We start from the raw sequence: 19487 nt of genomic DNA on the forward strand, positions 1-19487 counted from the left end.
GTGGGTAGCGCTGCCCAGGGGGTGCCGGGGTCATGAGGGGTCCCGCCCCTAGCACCGGTGGCCCCCCCACTACCTAGTAGCTGCCGTCGAAGGCGAAGATCGGCTTGCGCTGCTGCCACAGGCCCTTGGTGAAATCCGGGAATTCCAGGGTCTGGAAGCTGTTGGCGATCGACTGCTCCGACAGCGGCGTGATCGCGCTCCAGGTCACCGCATCGTAGATGTCGATCGGCATCGGCGCCTTGGCCTTCAGTGCTTCAACGAAGGCATGGATCACGAACCAGTCCATGCCACCGTGACCGGCACTGGCAGCGGTCGCGGCATGCTGCTTCCACAGCGGGTGCTCGTACTGGTCCTGGTAGGTCTTGAACTCTTCCCACTGGTGCGGCGGGCTGCGGCCTTCGATATGGATGCCGTGGTTGACGTCCATCCACAGGCCCTTGGTGCCCTGCACGCGGAAGCCCATCGAATACGGGCGCGGCAGGGAGGTGTCGTGCTGCAGCAGGATGGTCTCGCCGTTCTCGCACGCCAGCGTGGTGGTGACAATGTCGCCCAGCTTGAAGGTGGCCTTGGTGCTCGGATGCGTGGTGCCGCCGCTCTTGGCCACGGTGTATTCGTGCAGGCCGCGCGCCTTGCTGGCGAACGCATTGATATGGGTGAAACGGTTACCGCGATTGATGCCTGTATACATCGCGCACGGGCCGATGCCGTGGCTGGGATACAACTCGCCATTGCGCTGCACCGAATGCTCGGTGCGCCAGCGCGCTTCCGACCAGCCCTTGGCACCAAACTCAACGCCGCTGTCGTAGGGCTGCGACGGATCGCCGGAATTGAACTTCACCCCGCGCAGGTCGTGCTGATAGCCGCCCTGCAGATGCACCAGCTCGCCGAACAGGCCTTGACGCACCATCTGCAGCGCCGCCATCACATCGCGCCGGTAGCAGACATTCTCCAGCAGCATGTATGGAGTGCCGGTGGCCAGCTGGGTGTTGAGTACATCCCAATGGTCCTGCAGGGTAATGCCGGCAACCACTTCGCAGCCCACCGCCACCTTGGCCTGCATCGCGGCAATCGCCATCGGTGCATGCAGTTCCCACGGAGTGGCAATGATCACGCCGTCCAAACCGCGCTGCTCCAGCAGGCGCTTCCAGGCATTCTGGTCGCGGTCGGCACCATAGGCCTGCGGCGCCGGTTTGCCGGCCTTGGCCACCATGTCCATCGCACGGCCGAGCATGATCGGTTCGATGTCGCACAGGGCAACCACTTCCACGTCGTCACGGCGTACCAGCTCCTTCAGCAGCACCTGACCGCGCATGCCGGTGCCGATCACACCCAGACGCATCTTGCGGTTGCGTGCCCAGGCGGGGGTCTCGGGCAGCAGGCTGGTGGCGGCAAGGGCCGCACTGGCCATGATGAATTCCCTACGCTTCATTGTGTTTCCTCTTTCATGGATCTTGCCGGTGGTGACGTGCGTGTCACGACCTTGCTGACGGTGTCACTGTCTTCCCCCTCATGCAATGCATGAGGGGGAAGCGATGCTGCGGTTTGCTCAGAACTTGTAGGTCGCGGTGACGCTGTAGATACGGCCGAAGTTGTTGGTGTAACCGGAGAAGTTCATCCAGTCGTTCGGATCGTAGAACGGCAGGCGGTTGAACAGGTTCTTCACCGTGACGCCGACACTCAGCTTTTCGATCGGCCGCCAGTTCACGCTCAGGTTGGCCGTCCACCATGCCGGGGCGCCGCCACAATGGCCGGGAGCCAGGTCGAGGAAACTACCGGTGCAGGTCTGCGCGTTGTTGTCTTCCGCATCAACACGGTCGTAGGCCCACTTGGTACCGCCGACATAGTTGACGTAGAAGCCAGTGTCCCACTTGCCATACGTCCAGTTGGTGTTGAACGTCGCGCGCACCTTCGGGTTGTTGTAGTAGCCAACCAGGTTGCCGTAGTACCAGCCGTCGCCGTTGTCGGAGTTGTACATGTTGCGATTGGCGATGGTAGCTGCCACACCGATGTTCAGACGGCCCCATTCCCCCAGGTCGAAGCGGCTGCGCAGATCCACGTCGAAGCCATCGATCAGGGTGCGGCCACGGTTGCTGTACTGGCCGATCACACTGGCTACGTTGCCGATGCTGTAGCCCGGCAAGGTACCCGGACAGGTCACACCGCTGGACGGGTCGCTGCACATGGCGGCCAGCGCAGCAAGGTTGGACTTGTCGGACTCGGTGATCGGGAAGCGGGTCATCGAGTCGATGTCTTCTTCCTTGCTGTAATCCGGCGCGACGATCTCATCACGGCGGTACACGAACCAGTAGTCGGCCGACACCGACAACCAATCGGTCGGCTCCAGCACGAAGCCCAAGGTGGCGATCTTCGCCTTCTCCGGCTTCAGATCCTGGTTGGGTTGGGTCATGCGTGCCACGTTGCGGCTGCAATCGCTGTTGAACAGGCTGTTGCCCAGGTCCTGGTCGACGACGCGGTTGGACTGCCGCAACAAACCGGCAATTGCATTGGTTTCGGCGCAACGGACTTCATCACGGTAGCCACCGATCTGTGCGTACACGCCACCGCTGCCGGCCTCGGCCAGGCTGGGTGCACGGAAGCCTTCGGAATAGGTACCACGCAGCATCAACTGCGGCAGCGCCTGGTACTTCAGGCCGATCTTCGGCGCGGCATTGGCGCTGAAGCCCGGGTACTTGTCCAGACGCAGTGCCAGGTCCATCTCCAACTTGTCGGTGAGCGGCGCCACGGCTTCGCCGAAGATTGCATAGGTGTTGCGCTTGCCGTCGAACCACGAGCCACCCTGCTGGGTGATCAGGCCGTTTGCAGCATCCGGGTTGCCCGGCGTATAGAAGGTTTCGCGGGTAGCGTTGAAGCCGAATGCCGCGCGCACTTCACCGGCCGGCATGTTGAACAGCGGGCCTTCGATCTTGCCGTCCAAGGTGTGCAGACGCGTCCACGACTCGATGTCGAAGGTCGGGAAGGCTTCACGGATCAGCGCCGCATTGGCCTCACTGATCTCACCGAACTTGTAGGCCGGGTGATCGGAAATGATGACGCGGCCGGTGCCCGGATCGACGGTATACGGGCCGAATGCCTTCTCGAAGCCCTTCAGGTTGACGTTGGTGGTCTGGTAGGTGACCGAGTGCGAGCCGGCGGTGGCGAACGCGGTTTCCCAGTTCCAGTCGCCAGCAGCGCCACGCAGACCTGCCACCACGCGGTAGCTGTCATCGGTATTGCGCTGGCCGAAGTGGCCACCGCCGACGTCCTGCAGCAGGTAACCCAAACCGACCACACCGCCCATCATCGCCTTCAATTCCGGGCTGGCATGGTTGTATTCGTTGTTCGGGCCCAACCACGGGGTCAGGAACTGGTTGACCGTATTGCCGGTGTTGCGCGAGAACCAGCTCTGCGGGTTGCCGGTGGTGGTGCCATACGCGCGCGGCGTGCCGCCATTGGCATGCAGGTCGATGTCGGTATAGGTGACTTCGGCAAACGCCTCGGTGCTGTCGTTGAGCTGGTAATGGCCATTGACGTAGGCAGTGACGCGCTTGGAATCCGCGCCGCCATTGATCTGCCGGTTCATCCAGGTCTGCCAGATGCAGCGCGTGCCGCTGCTGACCTGCAGCACGTTGTTGCAACCCGGTGCGGCCTCATCCCTGCGCGCGCCGGTGACCGGATCGATCGCGTAGTAATAGCCAGGATTGAACACGCCCGGCGCGCTGCCGGTGTCCAAGCGCAGGTTCTTGATGTAATCCGGATTGTTGACGTAGAACTGGCCCGGGTTCTTCAGGTACCACTCGCTGTCCGGAATGCCATCGCGCTCATAGAGATTGACGCTGGCATAGACGTTGTAGCCGTCCTCGGCCATGTCACCAAAGCCACCGGTAACGCTGGCCTGCTTCTCGCCGAAGGAATCAAAACGCGAGGCGGTGTCCCAGGTGCCACTGACTTCCAGGCCCTGGTAGCTGCTCTTGGTGATGACGTTGATGACGCCGGCCACCGCGTCGGTGCCGTAAACCGCCGACGCACCATCGGTCAGCACTTCCATGCGTTCGATGACGGCGGCAGGAATGGCATCGATGTTGACGAACTGGGTCTGGAAGCCAGCTGGAGCGCCGTAATACGACAGGCGGCGACCGTTCAACAACACCAGCGTGCCCTGCGCGCCGAGGCCACGCAGATTGGCCTGCGAGGCGCCATCGGAACCGGTGAACAGCGACTTGGAATCGACCTGGCCTGGCCGTGCCGCCGGCAGGTTGTCGAGCACCTGCAACAGCGTGCGCGCGCCCATGTTTTCGATGTCCTGCTTGCTGATCACCTGCACCGGCGATGCGGTTTCCACATCGGTGCGGCGGATGTTGGAACCGGTGACCTCGATGCGCGAAAGCTCGGTGGTCTTGTCCTTTTCCTTTTCTTTCTCGGCGCTGGTCTGCGCGAACGCAGGTGCGGCGATGGCGAACAACACGCTGGCGACAGCCAACGATAACGGGGCTGGCAAACAGCGTTTGGCACTGCGATTGGCTGGCAACATCGGGGTTCTCTCCTGGCAAGGGCACGCAAAAAAAACAGCAGATGGCGGGCAAAGCGATCCCATGCCACGGTTTTTGAACCGTAGCCGGGGTAATCCGGTGGGAAGAGCGGTGTTACGGGTAGGTCATGGCGCGAGGATGTCGGCGGAATCGCCCTCCTCGCCGATCAGTACGGCATTGGCCCAGTTGGCGCAGACCTGGGACGGTTGGCTGCCCTGCGCGCCCAAGGTGCGCAGACTCAATTTGGACAGACCGCGGATGTCGAGCTCGGGCTTGACCACACCCGGCGCTTTCACGAAGCCGCTGTCATAGAGCAGGCGGTCATCGCCCCATACCTGGAACTGCAGGCCACCGGCCTGACGGCATTGGTCGTCGACGCCCAGATCGGCACGCAGTGTCTTCCACTGGCCTTTCAAGTTCATGTCGATGCGGCTTTGTGCGCCGACGCCAAGGCCGCGGCGGAACTGCAGACCATTCATGCGCATTGGCACTTCAGCGGCGAACGAGCGGTCGGCATGTACCTGGGCGGCCAACACGGCCGGCAGCGGCAGCTGGGAGAGGTATAGCTGCCGCGCCGGCCGCTCGGCCGTTTGCTGCTCGAGGATGTGGAAAGTGGACAGTGCAATCGGGCCAACATCGCGCGGCTGCAATGCATCCACTGCGCGTGCAGTATTGCCCTGCGCGGCGGTCACCATCGGATCGGCGCCGCTTGCGCCATCGCCATCCGGGTTCTGCACGCTGAGCACGCGGAAGCGCAGCAGACGACCGGCATGGGCCGGGAAGTCGATGCGCTGGAGTTCCTGCTTCAGCTGCAGGTGACCGCTGGCAATCGGCTTGCCCCACTCGCCATTACTGTCGGCCATGTAAATTTCGTAATCGCGCACCTGGCCGTGCTTCCAGTGCTGGTCGTTGCGCGGTGCCAGCTCGATGCCGTCTATCAGCTTGCGCTCGCCAAAGCCCACCACCCACTCATGGGCGCCGGTGCGGATGGCTTGGTTGCGTACGCTGCGGAACCAAGTTGCCGGATCGTCGTCGAAGGCATTTTCCAGCGGATGGCCGGGTTCTTCGGCCGGACGGTTGACCACCAGCAGGCTGTCGGAAGGCAGCGCGCGGCCCAGTTCCGGCGCGTTCGGGAAGGCATCGTCGGCCAGCGCGGCGGCAACCGGGAAATCCAGTTGCAGTTTCAGCGGCGCGCGGATGTCCTGGGTCGCAGTGCGCACGTGCAGCGTACCTTTGCGCTCCTTGGCATCGAAATACCAACCTTCGCTTGCTGCCTGCAGTGCTGCGGCATCGGCCAGCTTGGGCAGCGCGCGGCCATCGAGCTGCACGGCGGTCGGGGCATTGCGATTCAACACGCGCAGGCCGTAACGACGCTGCGCCAATTGGCCCTGGTACTCGCCCTGCACCGGCGCGATCTCCACCTGCACCGGGCCACTGCCCTGCGCAGGTGCCTGTACGCGGATCTGCTGCGTGCTGGATTCGCCCTTCTGGTAGCGACGGGTGCTGCCATCGTCTTCATACAACGTGTAGCTGGACTCGCCCTGCGGGTACAGATCGAAGCTCACTTCATCCAGCGGCTTTTCGCCGTCGAACAACATCTCCGGATACATCGGCAGGATCGCGCCGGCGCGCACGAATACCGGCAGCGTCGCCAGCTCGACCGGACGGTCGAGTTGCTTGCCCGCGGCACCGGCCTGCAGATGGCGGCCATCCCAGTAGTCGTACCAACCGCCGGCCGGCAGATGGATGTCGCGGCGCCAGCCACGGCTTGCCGCCTGGCTGCGGTAGACCGGTGCAACCAGCAGGTCGCGGCCGAGCAGGAACTGATACTTGTAGGTTTCGTCCTGCGCGTGCGGGTCCTGCGGGTTGTCCCACATCAGCCCGCGTACCGGTGGTGCGCCAGTCTGTGCGGCCTCGTGTACCAGCCCGTACATATACGGGGTGAGGCGCATTTTCAGCTTGAGGTAGTCGCGGTTGATCGAGCGGTAGGGTTCGTCGAACCACCACGGGTGCTTGCGCGCGTTCGATGACCAGCCGGACATGCCCATCAGCACAGGAGTGAAGGTCTTCCACTGCAGGTCGCGGGTGAAGGTTTCGGCGCTGCCGCCGAAGATCGCATCGACGTCGCCGCTGGCGTAGGCCATGCCCGACAGCCCGGAGCCGACAAGGGTTGGCACGTGCCAGCGGATGTAATCCCAGCTGCTGCTCTGGTCACCGGTCCACGCAACCGCATAGCGCTGGATGCCGGCCCAACCCATCACAGTCCACAGGAACGGGCGCGAGTCGGAATTGTTGAGGATGCCGTCGAAGGCCTGGCGGTTCGCATCCATCGCGAACTGATAGCCCTGCCCGGTCCAGGCCACGTCCAGCTTCTGCACGCGGCTGCCGGCCTTGCCCACTTCCCAGGCAATTTTGTCGACACCGTTCTCGGTCCACAGACCGGTCTTGAAGCCGTACTTGGCCAAACCCTGCGCGGTTTCCGGCAGCTGCTTGTAGCCGCAGCCGTAGCCATCGTTGGGCAGGATCCAGCCGCCCGGCATGTCGTTTTCGCGATACTTGGCAGCGACACTGTTGACCACATCGATGGTGGTACCGGTGGGACCATCGCTCCAGCCCTCGGGCACGCTGCCGGGCTTTTTGACGTTGTCGCCGTCGTTGTAGCAATCGGCATCGCCGTAGGACAGCGCCCAGCGCGCGACCATGTTCGGTCGGCCGGTCAGCTGCGTATAGCGCTCCAGCAGCCGCTGCAGATCGTTGCCTACGAAGTAATACGCGTCGAAGCGGTCTTCGCGGTGCAGCAACGTTGCTTGATCGGGCTGGCGCAGGTCGTAGCTGCCGTCGCTCCAGGTGTTGCGCAACATGCCCCAGCCGCGTGAGCTGAGCAGCATCGGCGCCGGGCTCGGGCGGTCGCCCTCTTCCCAGCCACCGGAATAGGAAACTTCAAGTTCGCGGCCCTTGAACTGGAAACGGCCGTTCTGCTGACCACCACCGTAGAAGGCTTCATCGGCCTGCGAGGACAGCACCTGCACGCTCTGCTCGGCTGCCAGGTCCAGCGGCTGCTGTTCCTGCCACAGCGGTACCGATTTGCCGCCGTCCAGGCGCTCCAGGCGCAGCTGCAAGGGCTGCCGCTGCACATGCAGGACCAACGCCGGGGTACGCACGCGAATTTCCTGCGCGTCTTCTTCCAGTTGTGCCTGTACCGGCTGTACCGGCTGCGGCAACACGATGGGCGCAGCCTTGTCACCGGCTCCGCTCAACTTGCCGTTGCGGCCGGCCTGCACATGCACGATGTCGTTGGCCAGCACCTCGATGCGCAGGGTGCTGCCGGTATCACTGCGTACGTCCCAGGCGCGTACGCCGTCGCGGCCATCGCTGGCAGTGACCGTGCGCAGGTTGCCGATGGGCTCGGCCTGTGCGGTCACTGCCGGCAACAACAGGGCCGAAAGCAGCGCCAGCAACAGCGGCGATTGACGAACGCAGTGTTCCACCTTGCCTCCAACCCGTTCAACGGGCGTTTCGAAACCGAGTGCGCCGACTCTAGGGCAGTAAATCGAAAGATGTCAACAAAATGAAAGCCAAAAGTAAGTAAGATTTCTTCCATGCGAAAGATGGTGCAGAGCACCATCTTTCATATCGCCAAACTGACTGTATTCATTGCTGCGAAAGCGTTTCGCGAGAAACCTTTCGCTTGGGACGATTCTCAAGCAGGCAAAGCGGCACGATTATTTTCTTTCGTTTTACTTTCGCTATTTGACATTTCGAAAGAAAAGAAAGATCGTGCGCTGGCCAATCAGGAATCACACATGGATGCCACCCTGCTTCACGATCTGACCGCCTGGCAGCGCCTGGGCGGAGCCGACACCGCTACCGAAATCGCCCAGCAGCCTGCGCTGTGGGAAACCCTTGCAGCTGATCTGCAACAGGCCAGCTCGCGCCTGCAGGATTTCCTCGGCCAGCGCCTGTCCGACCCGCGCCAACGGGTGATCTTCACCGGCGCCGGCAGCTCGGGCTTCATTGCCGAGATGGTGGCCGACAGCATCAACGCGCAGTGGCCGGCCGAGGTGCGCGCCGTGCACACCACCAGCCTGCTCACCCACCCGGCGCTATACCTGCAGCGTGACCGCCCGACCCTGCTGGTGTCGTTCGGCCGCAGTGGTTCCAGCCCGGAAAGCGTTGCCGCCGTCGACCGCGTATGTGCCGACGTGGACGATGCCCGCTTCCTCGACATCACCTGCAATGCCGAAGGCGAACTGGCCCGCCGTGGTGCCGGCCGCGAGGACACCTGCACCGTGCTGATGCCGGCCGCCAGCTGCGACCGCGCCTTCGCCATGACCAGCAGCCTGAGCTGCATGCTGCTGACCGCGTTGACGGTATTCGACAGCGCGCCATGGGCCGAACGCGTACAGCGCCTGCAGCAGGTTGCCGCACTCGCCCGGCAGGGCCTGGGCAACTGGGATGCGGCCGTTGCCGCACTGGCCACGCAGCCGTACAACCGGGTGATCTACCTGGCCAGCGGCCCGCTGGAAGCACTCGCCCGCGAGGCCGCGCTGAAGGTGCTGGAACTCACCGCCGGCCGCGTGCTGGCGCTGGCCAATACGCCGCTGGGTTTCCGCCACGGGCCCAAGTCCACGCTCAACGATGAAACGCTGGTAGTGGTACTGCGCAGTGCCGAGCCGCTGTCGCGCCGCTACGAACAGGATCTGCTGGAAGAACTGCGCGGCGACGGCGTCGCCGGCAAGGTGCTGTCGATCGGCCCGCATTCGGATCTGGGCATCCACGACGACTACACGCTGGCGGTCCCGGCCTTGCCCGACAGCTGGCTGGCACCGGTGTGGCTGCCGTTCGCACAGCTGTATGCGTTGCAGCGCTCGGCCGCACTTGGGCTGACGCCGGACAATCCGTTCCCTGACGGCACCGTCAACCGCGTGGTCAAGGGCGTCACCATCCACCATGGCTGATACCCGCGCCCCAGCCTGTTACGGCATCGACATCGGCGGTACCAAGATAGAACTGGTGGCCTGCGATGCCGCCCTGCAGGTTGCGTGGCGCAAACGCATCGCTACTCCGCAGGGCGACTACAGCGGCTTTCTGCAGGCGGTGGAAACGCTGGTTGCAGATGCCGATGCCGAACTCGGCCAACGCGCCGACGCCATCGGCATCGCCCTGCCCGGCGTGCGCGAGCGCCGCAGTGGCCGCCAGCTCAGCGCCAACGTACCGGCACTGACCGGCCAATGCGTTGCTGCCGATCTGCAGGCGCGGCTGCAACGGCCGCTGCATTTCGGCAACGACCTGCAGTGCTTTGCCTTGTCCGAAGCACACGGCGGTGCGGCTGACGGCTATGCCAGCATGTTCGGCGCCATCCTCGGCACTGGTGCCGGCGGCGGTTACTGCCTGCACGGCAAGCTGGTCGGCGGCTTCAACGGCCTGGCCGGCGAATGGGGCCACTGGAGCGTGCCGGCCAACCTGCTGCAACGCCACGGCCTGCCGTTGCTGGACTGCGGCTGCGGCCTGCGCGGCTGCGTGGAGCGCTATGTGTCCGGCAGCGGCGTGGCGATGATCGAACGGCACCTGGGGGGCAACGCTGCCAATGCCAGCGAAGTCATCGCCTTGGCCGAAGCCGGCGATGCCCGCGCCATGCATGCGTTGGACATCCATCGCGACCTGCTCGGGCACAGTTTCGCCGCGCTGATTCTCGCGCTGGACCCGCATGTGATCGTGCTTGGCGGCGGCCTGTCGCAATACGCGCCGCTGTATCAGCAACTACCCGCAGCCATCGCTGCACATCTGTTCAATGGCGTGGAAGTGCCGCCGATCGTGCCACCACGTTTCGGCGATGCCGGCGGCGCACGTGGTGCCGCCCTGCTCGCCTGCCAACCTGCCTATCTGATTCCCGGAGCCTGACCATGTCACCGCTGCAGTCCCTGCTTGCCTCTCATCGCCAAGGCCACAACGTCGGCCTGTACAGCGTCTGCTGCAGCAACGAACAGGTGTTGCGCGCCGCCATGCACGTGGCCGCGCGCCACGGCACCGTGCTGCTGATCGAAGCCACCTCCAACCAGGTAGACCAGTTCGGCGGCTACACCGGCATGACCCCGCCGCAGTACCGCGCCTATGTGGAAGCCTTGGCCGACGAAGAAGGCTTTCCGCGTGCGCGGTTGATCCTGGGCGGCGACCATCTCGGCCCGAACGCCTGGCAGAAGCAGCCTGCCGCCGAAGCCATGGCCAACGCGCGCGTATTGATCGACGCCTATGTCGCTGCCGGCTTCCACAAGATCCATCTGGATTGCAGCATGTCCTGCGCCGACGACCCGACCCCGCTGCCCGACGCGACCGTCGCCGCACGTTCGGCCGAGCTGGCGCACATCGCCGAAACCACCGCCAAGGCCATGGGCCTGCCGCCGCCGGTATATGTGATTGGTACCGAAGTGCCGATTCCCGGTGGCGAGGCCTCGCTGGCAGGTGGGCTGGCAGTCACCACGCCGGCCGCTGCCGCGCAGACCCTGGCCATCCACCAGCAGGCGTTTGATACGCCGGATCTACGCGATGCCTGGCAGCGCGTGATTGCGATGGTGGTACAGCCCGGCGTGGACTTCGACCACAGCAGCGTGCACGAGTACGACGCCGCTGCCGCCAGTGAACTGGCTGACTTCCTGGAACAGCAGCCGCGCATCGTATTTGAAGCGCACTCCACCGATTACCAGCGCGAATCCGGCTTGCATGCGCTGGTGCGCGACCACTTCGCCATCCTCAAGGTCGGCCCGGCGGCGACCTTCGCCTACCGCGAAGCCTTGTTTGCGCTGGCTGCGATTGAAGCCGAACTGCTGCCTGCCGACCAATGCTCCAAGCTGCCTCAGGTGCTGGAACAGGTGATGCTGGCCAAGCCGAAGAACTGGCAGGCCCATTACCACGGTGACGCGGACACGCTGCGCCTGCTGCGCTCCTACGCCTTCAGCGACCGCTGCCGCTACTACTGGGGCGAGCCGGAGCTGCTGCAGGCGGTGCAGACGCTGTTTGCCAATCTCGAACAACACATCCCACCGCTGGTGCTGCTCAGCCAATATCTGCCGGGCCAGTACTTGGCCGTGCGCGAAGGCCAGCTGGCTGCCACGCCGGCAGCGCTTGTACAGCACCGCATCGGCCAGTGCCTGGACGAATACGCGCGCGCCTGTAGTGCCAATCAGGCAGGTACTCGCAAGCAAAGCGAAAGTTTGCATGCCGCGAACCTTGCGAACGGTTAATCTCCGCTTTCAAACGCACAAGAGAACTGACCATGCGCAATACCCGTCCCCGCCGACAGCAGATCCTGCAGCGCCTGATCGACCAAGGCACCGTGCAGGTCGCCGAACTGGTTGATCAGTTCGGCGTGTCGGCGGTGACCATCCGTACCGACCTGGGCCACTTCGAGGCGCAGGGCCTGGCCACGCGCACCCACGGTGGGGCAACGCTGGTACGCATGCCGCCGCAGGAACAGGACATCCATGAGAAAGATGCGCTGAACCTGTCGCTGAAGGAATCCATCGGCATGCGCGCCGCGCAGCTGGTGCAACCCGGCGACAACATCATCATCGACTCCGGCTCCACCACCATGACCCTGGCCCGGCACCTGCGCGATCACCGCGATGTGACGGTGATGACCAATGGTTTGAACATCGCCTGGGAGCTGGCCAATGCCCCGGCCGTCAACGTGCTGCTGACCGGCGGCCTGCTGCGCAAGCAGTCGCTGTCGCTGCAGGGCAGCCAGGCCGAAGCCAGCCTCACCTCCTACAGCTTCGACACCTTGTTCCTGGGCGTGGATGGTCTTGATCTGCAGTTCGGCCTGACCACCCATGACGAAGCCGAAGCCCGCCTCAACCACCGCATGGTCGAACGCGCACGCCGCATCGTGGTACTGACCGACGCCTCCAAATTCGGCCGCGTCAGCCTGCATCGCATCGCCCGCCTCGACCAGATCCACGCCATCATCACCGACCCCGGCATCGACGAGGCAACCCGCGAAGGGCTGCAGCGGCAGGGCATCGAAGTGATAACCGCCGAGCCACCGCCATGACCGATACCCGCAGCCTGTACGGCCGCATCCTCACCCCGCTGGGCTGGCGCCGTGGCCATGTCCATTTCGACCAGCAACTGCGCACCTTGGAGCTGGAAGATCATGCCGGTGACGGCGGCGAGCTGCCGATCATCCTGCCCGGCTTCATCGACCTGCACGTGCATGGCGCGGCCGGCGTGGACCTGATGCAGGGCGGCGATGTCGCCCGCCGCATCGCCCACACCCACGCCCGCTACGGCACCACCACCCTGCTCGGCACCACCATGACCGCCGAGTACGGCGAGATCGAGAACGCCCTGCGCGGTGTGGCGCAGGTGATGGCAACACCGGACGCGGATGCCGCGCAGATCATCGGCGTGCATCTGGAAGGCCCTTTCATCAGCCCGCAGCGTCTGGGCGCGCAACCGCCACGCACGCTCGAGGCCACGCTGGAATCGGTACAACATCTGCACGCGCTTGCACCGATCAAGGTGCTGACCATCGCGCCGGAAATCGGCCAGCACACCGCCTTGATACCGGCCTTGGCAGCGATGGGCATCCGCGTGCAGATCGGCCACAGCGCCGGCACCTATGAAGACGCAGTGGCTGCATTGCAGGCCGGCGCTACCGGCTTTACCCATCTGTTCAACGGCATGACCGGTGTTGATCACTACAAGCCCGGCATCGCGGCTGCCGCCTTGGCGCATGCCGAGTACGCCGAACTGATTCCCGACCTGCAGCACGTGCATCGCGGCGCCATCCGCATGGCGGTACGCGCCATTCCGCGCCTGTACGCAGTCACCGATGCCACTGCCGCCACCGGCATGCCCGATGGCGAATACGCGCTGGGCGAGCAACGCGTGCACAAGTGCATGGGTTGCGTGCGGCTCTCGACCGGCTCGTTGGCCGGCAGCGCACTGACCATGGACCAGGCACTTCGAAATCTGGTGGATGTGGGCCTGGAACTGGCCGACGCCTCGCAGCGTGTTTCCACCATCCAGGCCGATTACCTGGGCCTGGAAGACCGCGGCCGCATCGCCCCCGGCCTGCGTGCTGACATGGTGGTGCTGGACCCGCAACTGCAATTGCAACAGGTATGGATAGCCGGCCATCCGGTCAACCCGAACTGATCCGCTCCATGTAGTGCCGAGCCATGCTCGGCATAGCGCATGAATTCCAGCGCGTTCCGGCAGCATAACGCCGGAACGAAGTGCAGCCGAGCATGGCTCGGCACTACAAAATCTTGCCCAGGAACGCGTTGATGACTGACACCACGTTTGCAGTGCCCGCCACCGACGCCGCGCCGCGTTGGCCCGTGCGCTATCTATTGTTCATCGCCGGCCTTGGCGGCCTGTTGTACGGCATCGACATCGGCATCATTGCCGGCGCCCTGCCCTACCTGGAAGCCACCGCCAGCCATGCCTGGCAACTGAGCAGCCAGCAGATGGGTTTCGTGGTGGCGGCGGTGTTGTTGGGCAGCGTGCTGTCCTCGTTGTTCGCCGGCATGATTGCCGACCTGATCGGCCGCCGCGGCGCGATGCTGCTGGCCGGTGTGTTGTTCACCGCCAGCATCCCGATCATGGCATTGGCTTCCGGCTACACGCCGCTGCTGTTGGGGCGCCTGCTGCAGGGCATCAGCGGTGGTTTGATCGGTGTGGTGGTGCCGCTGTATCTGGCTGAAGTATTGGGCCCGGAACGACGCGGCCGTGGCGCGGCGATGTTCCAGCTGTTGCTGACCGTAGGTTTGGTGCTGGCCGCACTGATTGGCCTGTATCAGGCGCATTCGGTGGATGCGGCGACCGAGTCGGTGCGCAACCTGCCGCTGGTGCAGCAGGCGCAGCATCTGTTCGCGGTCAAGGACCAGGCCTGGCGCACCATCTTCTGGACCTGCCTGTTGCCGGGCGTGGTGTTCTGCATCGGCCTGTTCTGGCTCAATGAATCACCGCGCTGGCTGGTACGCCGTGGCCGCATCGATGCCGCACGCCGTGGCCTGCAGGCCACGTTGCCCGCATCGCAGGTGGAAGCCACGCTGGCGCAGATCCAGAATCCGGTGACGGCCAAGGCCGAGGGCGAGCGCGACCGGCTTTTCAGCCGCCGCTACATGGTGCCGTTCGTGCTGGCCTGCCTGGTACTAGCCTTCACCCAGGCCACTGGCATCAACTCGATCCTTGCCTACGCGGTCAACATCCTCAACCAGGCCGGCCTGCCCGGCGCTGCCGCCAATGGCGCGGATGTGGCGATCAAGCTGCTCAACGTGATCATGACCTTGGTGGCCTTGTTCCTGGTCGACCGCAAAGGCCGCAAATTCCTGCTGATGATAGGCAGCGGCGGCATCTGCCTGGCCTTGCTGGCCGCTGCGATGCTGTTCTTCAAGGCCGAGCAGGGCCGCGCCGATGTGCAGCCGGCCTTGCAGCATGCGGTGCAGGCCGATGGCCTGCAGTTGCAGCTGGATGCTGCGCAATGGCATCAGCTGGCCGGCACGCGCAGCCAGGGCGAGCAACCGATGCAGCTGACCATATCGTGGACGTATGGCGGTTTCAGCGACGTGCGTTCGTTGCGCAGTGACGATCCCGGCGATCAGCAACTGCTGATCGAGCGCGCCACCACGGTACGCGGCGACAGCGTGATCGGCCGCTTCTTCCGCAGCCTGCATCTGAACCCGTTCCCGGACCCCAGCCAGGCCGCCGACGCACCGCTGCGCATCGAGCAGGCCTGGATAGGCCCAGTGCCGTCGGCTTCGCATGGCTGGGCAGTGGCCGCCTGCATCCTGGTGTTTGTTGCGTTCTTCGCGGTGGGCCCAGGTGTATGCGTGTGGCTGGCCTTGTCGGAACTGATGCCTAACCGGATCCGTTCGAACGGCATGAGCATCGCGCTGCTGATCAACCAGTTCGTCTCGACCACGATCGCGGCGGTATTCCTGCCGACGGTGGGCCATTACGGCTATGCCAGCATGTTCCTGTTCTGGGCCGCGTGTACGTTTGCGTTCTTCCTGATTGCTGCATTCTGGCTGCCGGAGACCAAGGGCAAGACGCTGGAGCAGATCGAGGCGCATTTCCGCTGAGCTGCTGTACGGCGAGAAGCCGGCGCAAGGATCAAAAGCCCCCTCATCCGCCCTCCGGGCACCTTCTCCCGCAAGCGGGAGAAGGGAAAGCTGGCATCACTTTGAACTGACGCATTGCTTGCGCTCAGGCATTGCTCTGCGCGGCCAACCATCAACACGCAAAAAGCCTAGCCTTCCCTTCTCCCGCTTGCGGGAGAAGGTGCCCGGAGGGCGGATGAGGGGGCTTCTGAGCTTCTGAGCTTCTGAGCTTCTACGCTTCTGAGCTTCTACGCTTCTGAGCTTCTGAGCTTCTGAGCTTCTGAGCTTCTACGCTTCTACGCTTCTACGCTTCTACGCTTCTACGCTTCTCACTTCTCACTTCTCACTTCTCACTTCTGCATTCGCAATGCTTCCCCCAACCCCACAAACGCAAACGGCCACCCGAAGGTGGCCGTTGCTGCAAACAGGCGGAGCCTGCTGCGAGGATTACTCGGCGGCCTTGGCGGCCAGACGAGCAGCCTTGGCCTGCTGGGCAGCAGCCAAGTCTTCCTTGATGCGGGCAGCCTTGCCTTCCAGGCCACGCAGGTAGTACAGCTTACCGGCGCGAACCTTACCGCGGCGCTTCACTTCGACCGAGTCGATGATGGCGCTGTGGGTCTGGAAAACGCGCTCGACGCCGTAGCCGTGCGAGATCTTGCGCACGGTGAAAGCGGAGTTCAGGCCAGCATTCTTGGTGCCGATGACGACGCCTTCGTATGCCTGCACGCGCTCACGGTTGCCTTCCTTGACCTTCACGTTCACCACGACGGTGTCGCCCTGGCTGAACTTCGGCAGTTCGCGGGTGATCTGGGCGGATTCGAATTCCGCGACGATGGACTTGTTCAGCTTGCTCATTGGGTTACACCGATTGTTCGGGGTGGGCGTGTCGGATCGACAGCTTGGGCTCATACAGTCGCCGGATTGCGCTGCACGTTATTGTTTTGGCTCCACGCAAGGCCATTCAGCCCACGGGAACTCGCAATTCTAACCTACTGGTCGCCACCGGCGCCAGTGGCTTGCTTGAACGAATCTGCAAGCGCCTGCCGGGCTTCGGCCAGCAGCTTGCGGTCAGCCTTGTTCAGGCTGGCTTCGTCCAAAAGATCAGGCCGCCGCAGGGCAGTCCGCAGCAGCGATTGCTGGCGGCGCCAAGCGGCAATGGCGGCGTGGTTGCCGGAGCGCAGTACGTCCGGCACATCGCCCAGCGCATGACTGGCCGGATGGCTGTAATGCGGGCAATCCAGCAGACCATCACCTTCAAAACTGTCCTGGACGGCCGATTCGGCGTCATTCAAGGCACCTTCTTGCAGGCGGGTGACCGCATCGATGATCACCGCCGCACCCAGCTCACCGCCGGACAGCACGTAATCGCCGATGGAGATCTCCTCGTCCACCTCGCTCGCCAGGAAACGCTCGTCCACGCCTTCATAGCGGCCACACAGCAGGATCATCCGCGGCAGAGCCGCCAATTCGCGCACTTTGGCCTGGTCCAGCGGCCGGCCTTGCGGGCTGAGGTAAATCAGCGGTGCAGGCGCCGGATCAGCGGCACGCGCCGCGGCCAGGGCCGCGCGCAGCGGCTCGATCAGCATCACCATGCCCGGGCCGCCGCCGAACGGACGGTCGTCCACCCGCCGGTAATTGCCCTGGGCGTAGTCGCGCGGGTTCCAGCCATGCAGCTCCAGCAAGCCCCGCTCCTGCGCACGACCGACCACGCCCAGCGCGGCCGATTGGGCGAGGAATTCCGGGAACAGGCTGATGACATCTACACGCACGGCTTTAGAACTCCGGATCCCAGTCAACCACGATCAGGTTGGCCTCGAAATCCACAGACTTGACGAAGTCGCCCATCACGAACGGAATCATCCGCTCGCGGTCACCGCGCGTTACCAATACGTCGTTGGAGCCGGTACTGAACAGGTGCGAGGCCATGCCCAGCTTGACGCCGTCCACGGTCTGCACGTCCAGGCCTTCCAGATCCACCCAGTAGTACTCATCCGCGCTCGGCGGCGGCAAGGCGCTGCGGGCGACGTAAATCTCGGTCCCGATCATGGCCTCAGCCACGTCGCGGTCGGTCACGCCCGGGAAGGTCGCAACCAGCGTCTTGCCCGAATCACGGCCACGCACACCGGTCAGCTCGGACTCCTGCCCCGCGGGGGTACGCAGAATCCAAGGCTGGTATTTGAAAATGGCGGAACGTGGCTCGGTCCAGGACTCAAGCTTTATTTCGCCGCGCACACCAAAAACGCCGGCAACCCTGCCCAGCAGGATCCGGCGCTCGATATCTTTCTTCATATAGCAGTCGGGCGGGGGGGTCGGGCTGCCCGCCAGGATCAGGCCGCAGCGGCCTGGGACTTGGACGCTTCCTTGTACAGGTTGCGAACCTTGTCGGTCATCTGGGCGCCGTTGGCGATCCACTTGTCACAAGCAGCGATATCCAGCACAACGCGCTGCTCGCCACCCTGTGCAACCGGGTTGTAGTAACCGACGCGCTCGATGTTGCGGCCGTCGCGGGCGCTACGAACGTCGGAAACGATGATGTGGTAGAACGGACGCTTCTTGGCGCCGCCGCGGGTCAGTCGAATCTTGACCATGGTGGTGTTTTCCTATGTTGCCCAGTCGCCAGGATGGCGCGGTAAGCCGGCGATTATAGCGACGGTGCCGGCCCATTCCAAGTCTGCCCCGTGGGCAAAGCTGAATACCCTCCAAACTCCCCTGCCCCGACGCGTCTTCTGCGCTTGCAGCGCCGTGCCCGTGATCTTCCGGTACCGGCAGATTCAGTGTCGATATATACGATTCGTATATGATCCATGCATTCTTTTTGCTGGAGCGCCGCATGGGCATCGTGAACATCGACGACGAGCTGCACGACAATCTGCGCCGGGCCAGTTCGGTCTCGGGGCGTTCAATCAACGCGCAGGCCGGGTTCTGGATCAAGATCGGCATGCTGTGCGAACTCAATCCGCAGCTGAGTTTCCAGGAAATCGTCGCCCGCGAGCTTTCCGCCGCCGGCGTACGCCCGTCCGCCTTGCTGGCGACAAGCGAATGATCAAGCAGCCACACGAGCTGGCGCTGATGGCCGAATCCGGCCGCCTGCTCGCCTCGGTGTTCGAGGCGCTGTTGAAGCTGCCGCTGGAAGGCATGACCACCTTGCAGGTCAACGACTGGGTGGAGCGCTACATCGTCCAGACCCTTCAGGCACGCCCGGCCAGCAAGGGCCAGTACGGCTTCGCCTACGTATTGAACAGCTCGATCGACAACGTGGTCTGCCACGGCGTGCCGTCCGCGTCCGACATCCTGCGCAATGGCAGCATTGTCAATCTCGACATCACCCTGGAGAAGAACGGCTACATCGCCGATTCCAGCCGGATGTTCCTGATCGGTGAAGTCAGCCACCCGGCGCAGCGACTGGTACGCGTCACCAACGAGGCGATGTGGAAAGGCATTGCCGCAGTGCGTCCCGGCGCGACGCTGGGTGACATCGGCTACGTCATACAACGCCACGCCAAGGCCGCCGGCTATTCGGTGGTGAAGGAATACTGCGGCCACGGCATCGGCCGCGAAATGCACGAGGAACCACAGGTACTGCACTACGGCCATCGCGGCACAGGGCTGGAACTGCAGGCCGGCATGACCTTCACCATCGAACCGATGATCAACCAGGGCCGCGCGGCGATCGACAACCACGACGATGGTTGGACCGTGACCACACGCGATGGGAAGTTGTCGGCGCAGTGTGAGCACACGGTGCAGGTGACGGAGACTGGCGTGCGGGTGCTGACGTTGCGCGATGAGGAACGGGCGTTCGCACAGAAGCTGCTTGGCACGCCCGTGTAGGACAGGCTTTTGTAGGAGCGGCGTA

Annotated in this window: 15 protein-coding genes; 8 read left to right on the forward strand and 7 right to left on the reverse strand. The window is 63.9% G+C overall.

The window, feature by feature from the left end; translation table 11 throughout:
- Window positions 1-73: 73 nt before the first annotated feature.
- From ACVOKO_RS01960 to ACVOKO_RS01970, 3 genes are all read right to left on the reverse strand, one after another.
- Window positions 74-1429, reverse strand: coding sequence for a Gfo/Idh/MocA family protein (locus ACVOKO_RS01960; protein WP_346496765.1), 1356 nt, complete (start codon window positions 1427-1429; stop codon window positions 74-76).
- Window positions 1430-1546: 117 nt separating this feature from the next.
- Window positions 1547-4528, reverse strand: coding sequence for a TonB-dependent receptor plug domain-containing protein (locus tag ACVOKO_RS01965; RefSeq protein ID WP_346496767.1), 2982 nt, complete (start codon window positions 4526-4528; stop codon window positions 1547-1549).
- A gap of 123 nt (window positions 4529-4651) precedes the next feature.
- The gene (locus ACVOKO_RS01970; protein ID WP_346496769.1) at window positions 4652-8014 is read right to left on the reverse strand and encodes a TIM-barrel domain-containing protein; all 3363 of its coding nucleotides are present in this window, start codon (window positions 8012-8014) and stop codon (window positions 4652-4654) included.
- A gap of 315 nt (window positions 8015-8329) precedes the next feature.
- Here ACVOKO_RS01970 and ACVOKO_RS01975 point away from each other — a divergent pair, with 315 nt between their 5' ends.
- From ACVOKO_RS01975 to ACVOKO_RS02000, 6 genes are all read left to right on the forward strand, one after another.
- Window positions 8330-9484: an SIS domain-containing protein gene (locus ACVOKO_RS01975; protein ID WP_346496771.1), complete on the forward strand. Its 1155-nt coding sequence runs from the start codon at window positions 8330-8332 to the stop codon at window positions 9482-9484.
- Window positions 9477-10427 (forward strand): ROK family protein, encoded by a 951-nt coding sequence (locus ACVOKO_RS01980; RefSeq protein WP_346496773.1) that lies wholly within the window; start codon window positions 9477-9479, stop codon window positions 10425-10427. The genes ACVOKO_RS01975 and ACVOKO_RS01980 overlap by 8 nt, the downstream gene beginning before the upstream one ends.
- A gap of 2 nt (window positions 10428-10429) precedes the next feature.
- Complete coding sequence (locus tag ACVOKO_RS01985) at window positions 10430-11764, forward strand: D-tagatose-bisphosphate aldolase, class II, non-catalytic subunit (protein WP_346496775.1); 1335 nt, start codon at window positions 10430-10432, stop codon at window positions 11762-11764.
- A 26-nt stretch (window positions 11765-11790) separates the two neighbouring features.
- Window positions 11791-12573, forward strand: a complete 783-nt coding sequence (locus ACVOKO_RS01990; protein WP_346496987.1) for a DeoR family transcriptional regulator — start codon at window positions 11791-11793, stop codon at window positions 12571-12573.
- Window positions 12570-13682 (forward strand): N-acetylglucosamine-6-phosphate deacetylase, encoded by a 1113-nt coding sequence (gene nagA / locus ACVOKO_RS01995; protein WP_346496777.1) that lies wholly within the window; start codon window positions 12570-12572, stop codon window positions 13680-13682. The genes ACVOKO_RS01990 and nagA overlap by 4 nt, the downstream gene beginning before the upstream one ends.
- A 131-nt stretch (window positions 13683-13813) precedes the next feature.
- The gene (locus tag ACVOKO_RS02000; protein WP_346496779.1) at window positions 13814-15613 is read left to right on the forward strand and encodes an MFS transporter; all 1800 of its coding nucleotides are present in this window, start codon (window positions 13814-13816) and stop codon (window positions 15611-15613) included.
- Window positions 15614-16078: 465 nt separating this feature from the next.
- Here ACVOKO_RS02000 and rplS read toward each other — a convergent pair whose 3' ends face one another.
- The 4 genes from rplS to rpsP all read right to left on the reverse strand — a co-directional run bounded on the left by rplS (window position 16079) and on the right by rpsP (window position 18219).
- Window positions 16079-16486, reverse strand: a complete 408-nt coding sequence (gene rplS / locus ACVOKO_RS02005) for a 50S ribosomal protein L19 (RefSeq protein ID WP_293716960.1) — start codon at window positions 16484-16486, stop codon at window positions 16079-16081.
- A 134-nt stretch (window positions 16487-16620) separates the two neighbouring features.
- On the reverse strand, window positions 16621-17400 hold the full coding sequence (gene trmD, locus ACVOKO_RS02010; protein ID WP_057626602.1) for a tRNA (guanosine(37)-N1)-methyltransferase TrmD: 780 nt from the start codon (window positions 17398-17400) through the stop codon (window positions 16621-16623).
- A gap of 4 nt (window positions 17401-17404) precedes the next feature.
- On the reverse strand, window positions 17405-17920 hold the full coding sequence (gene rimM / locus ACVOKO_RS02015; RefSeq protein ID WP_346496782.1) for a ribosome maturation factor RimM: 516 nt from the start codon (window positions 17918-17920) through the stop codon (window positions 17405-17407).
- Window positions 17921-17958: 38 nt separating this feature from the next.
- Window positions 17959-18219: a 30S ribosomal protein S16 gene (gene rpsP, locus ACVOKO_RS02020; RefSeq protein WP_282273428.1), complete on the reverse strand. Its 261-nt coding sequence runs from the start codon at window positions 18217-18219 to the stop codon at window positions 17959-17961.
- Window positions 18220-18461: 242 nt separating this feature from the next.
- Here rpsP and ACVOKO_RS02025 point away from each other — a divergent pair, with 242 nt between their 5' ends.
- The gene (locus ACVOKO_RS02025; RefSeq protein WP_346496989.1) at window positions 18462-18674 is read left to right on the forward strand and encodes a ParD-like family protein; all 213 of its coding nucleotides are present in this window, start codon (window positions 18462-18464) and stop codon (window positions 18672-18674) included.
- The gene (gene map / locus ACVOKO_RS02030; protein WP_346496785.1) at window positions 18671-19462 is read left to right on the forward strand and encodes a type I methionyl aminopeptidase; all 792 of its coding nucleotides are present in this window, start codon (window positions 18671-18673) and stop codon (window positions 19460-19462) included. The genes ACVOKO_RS02025 and map overlap by 4 nt, the downstream gene beginning before the upstream one ends.
- Window positions 19463-19487 lie beyond the last annotated feature (25 nt).

The sequence above is a fragment of the Stenotrophomonas sp. STEN240 genome (assembly GCF_056756175.1).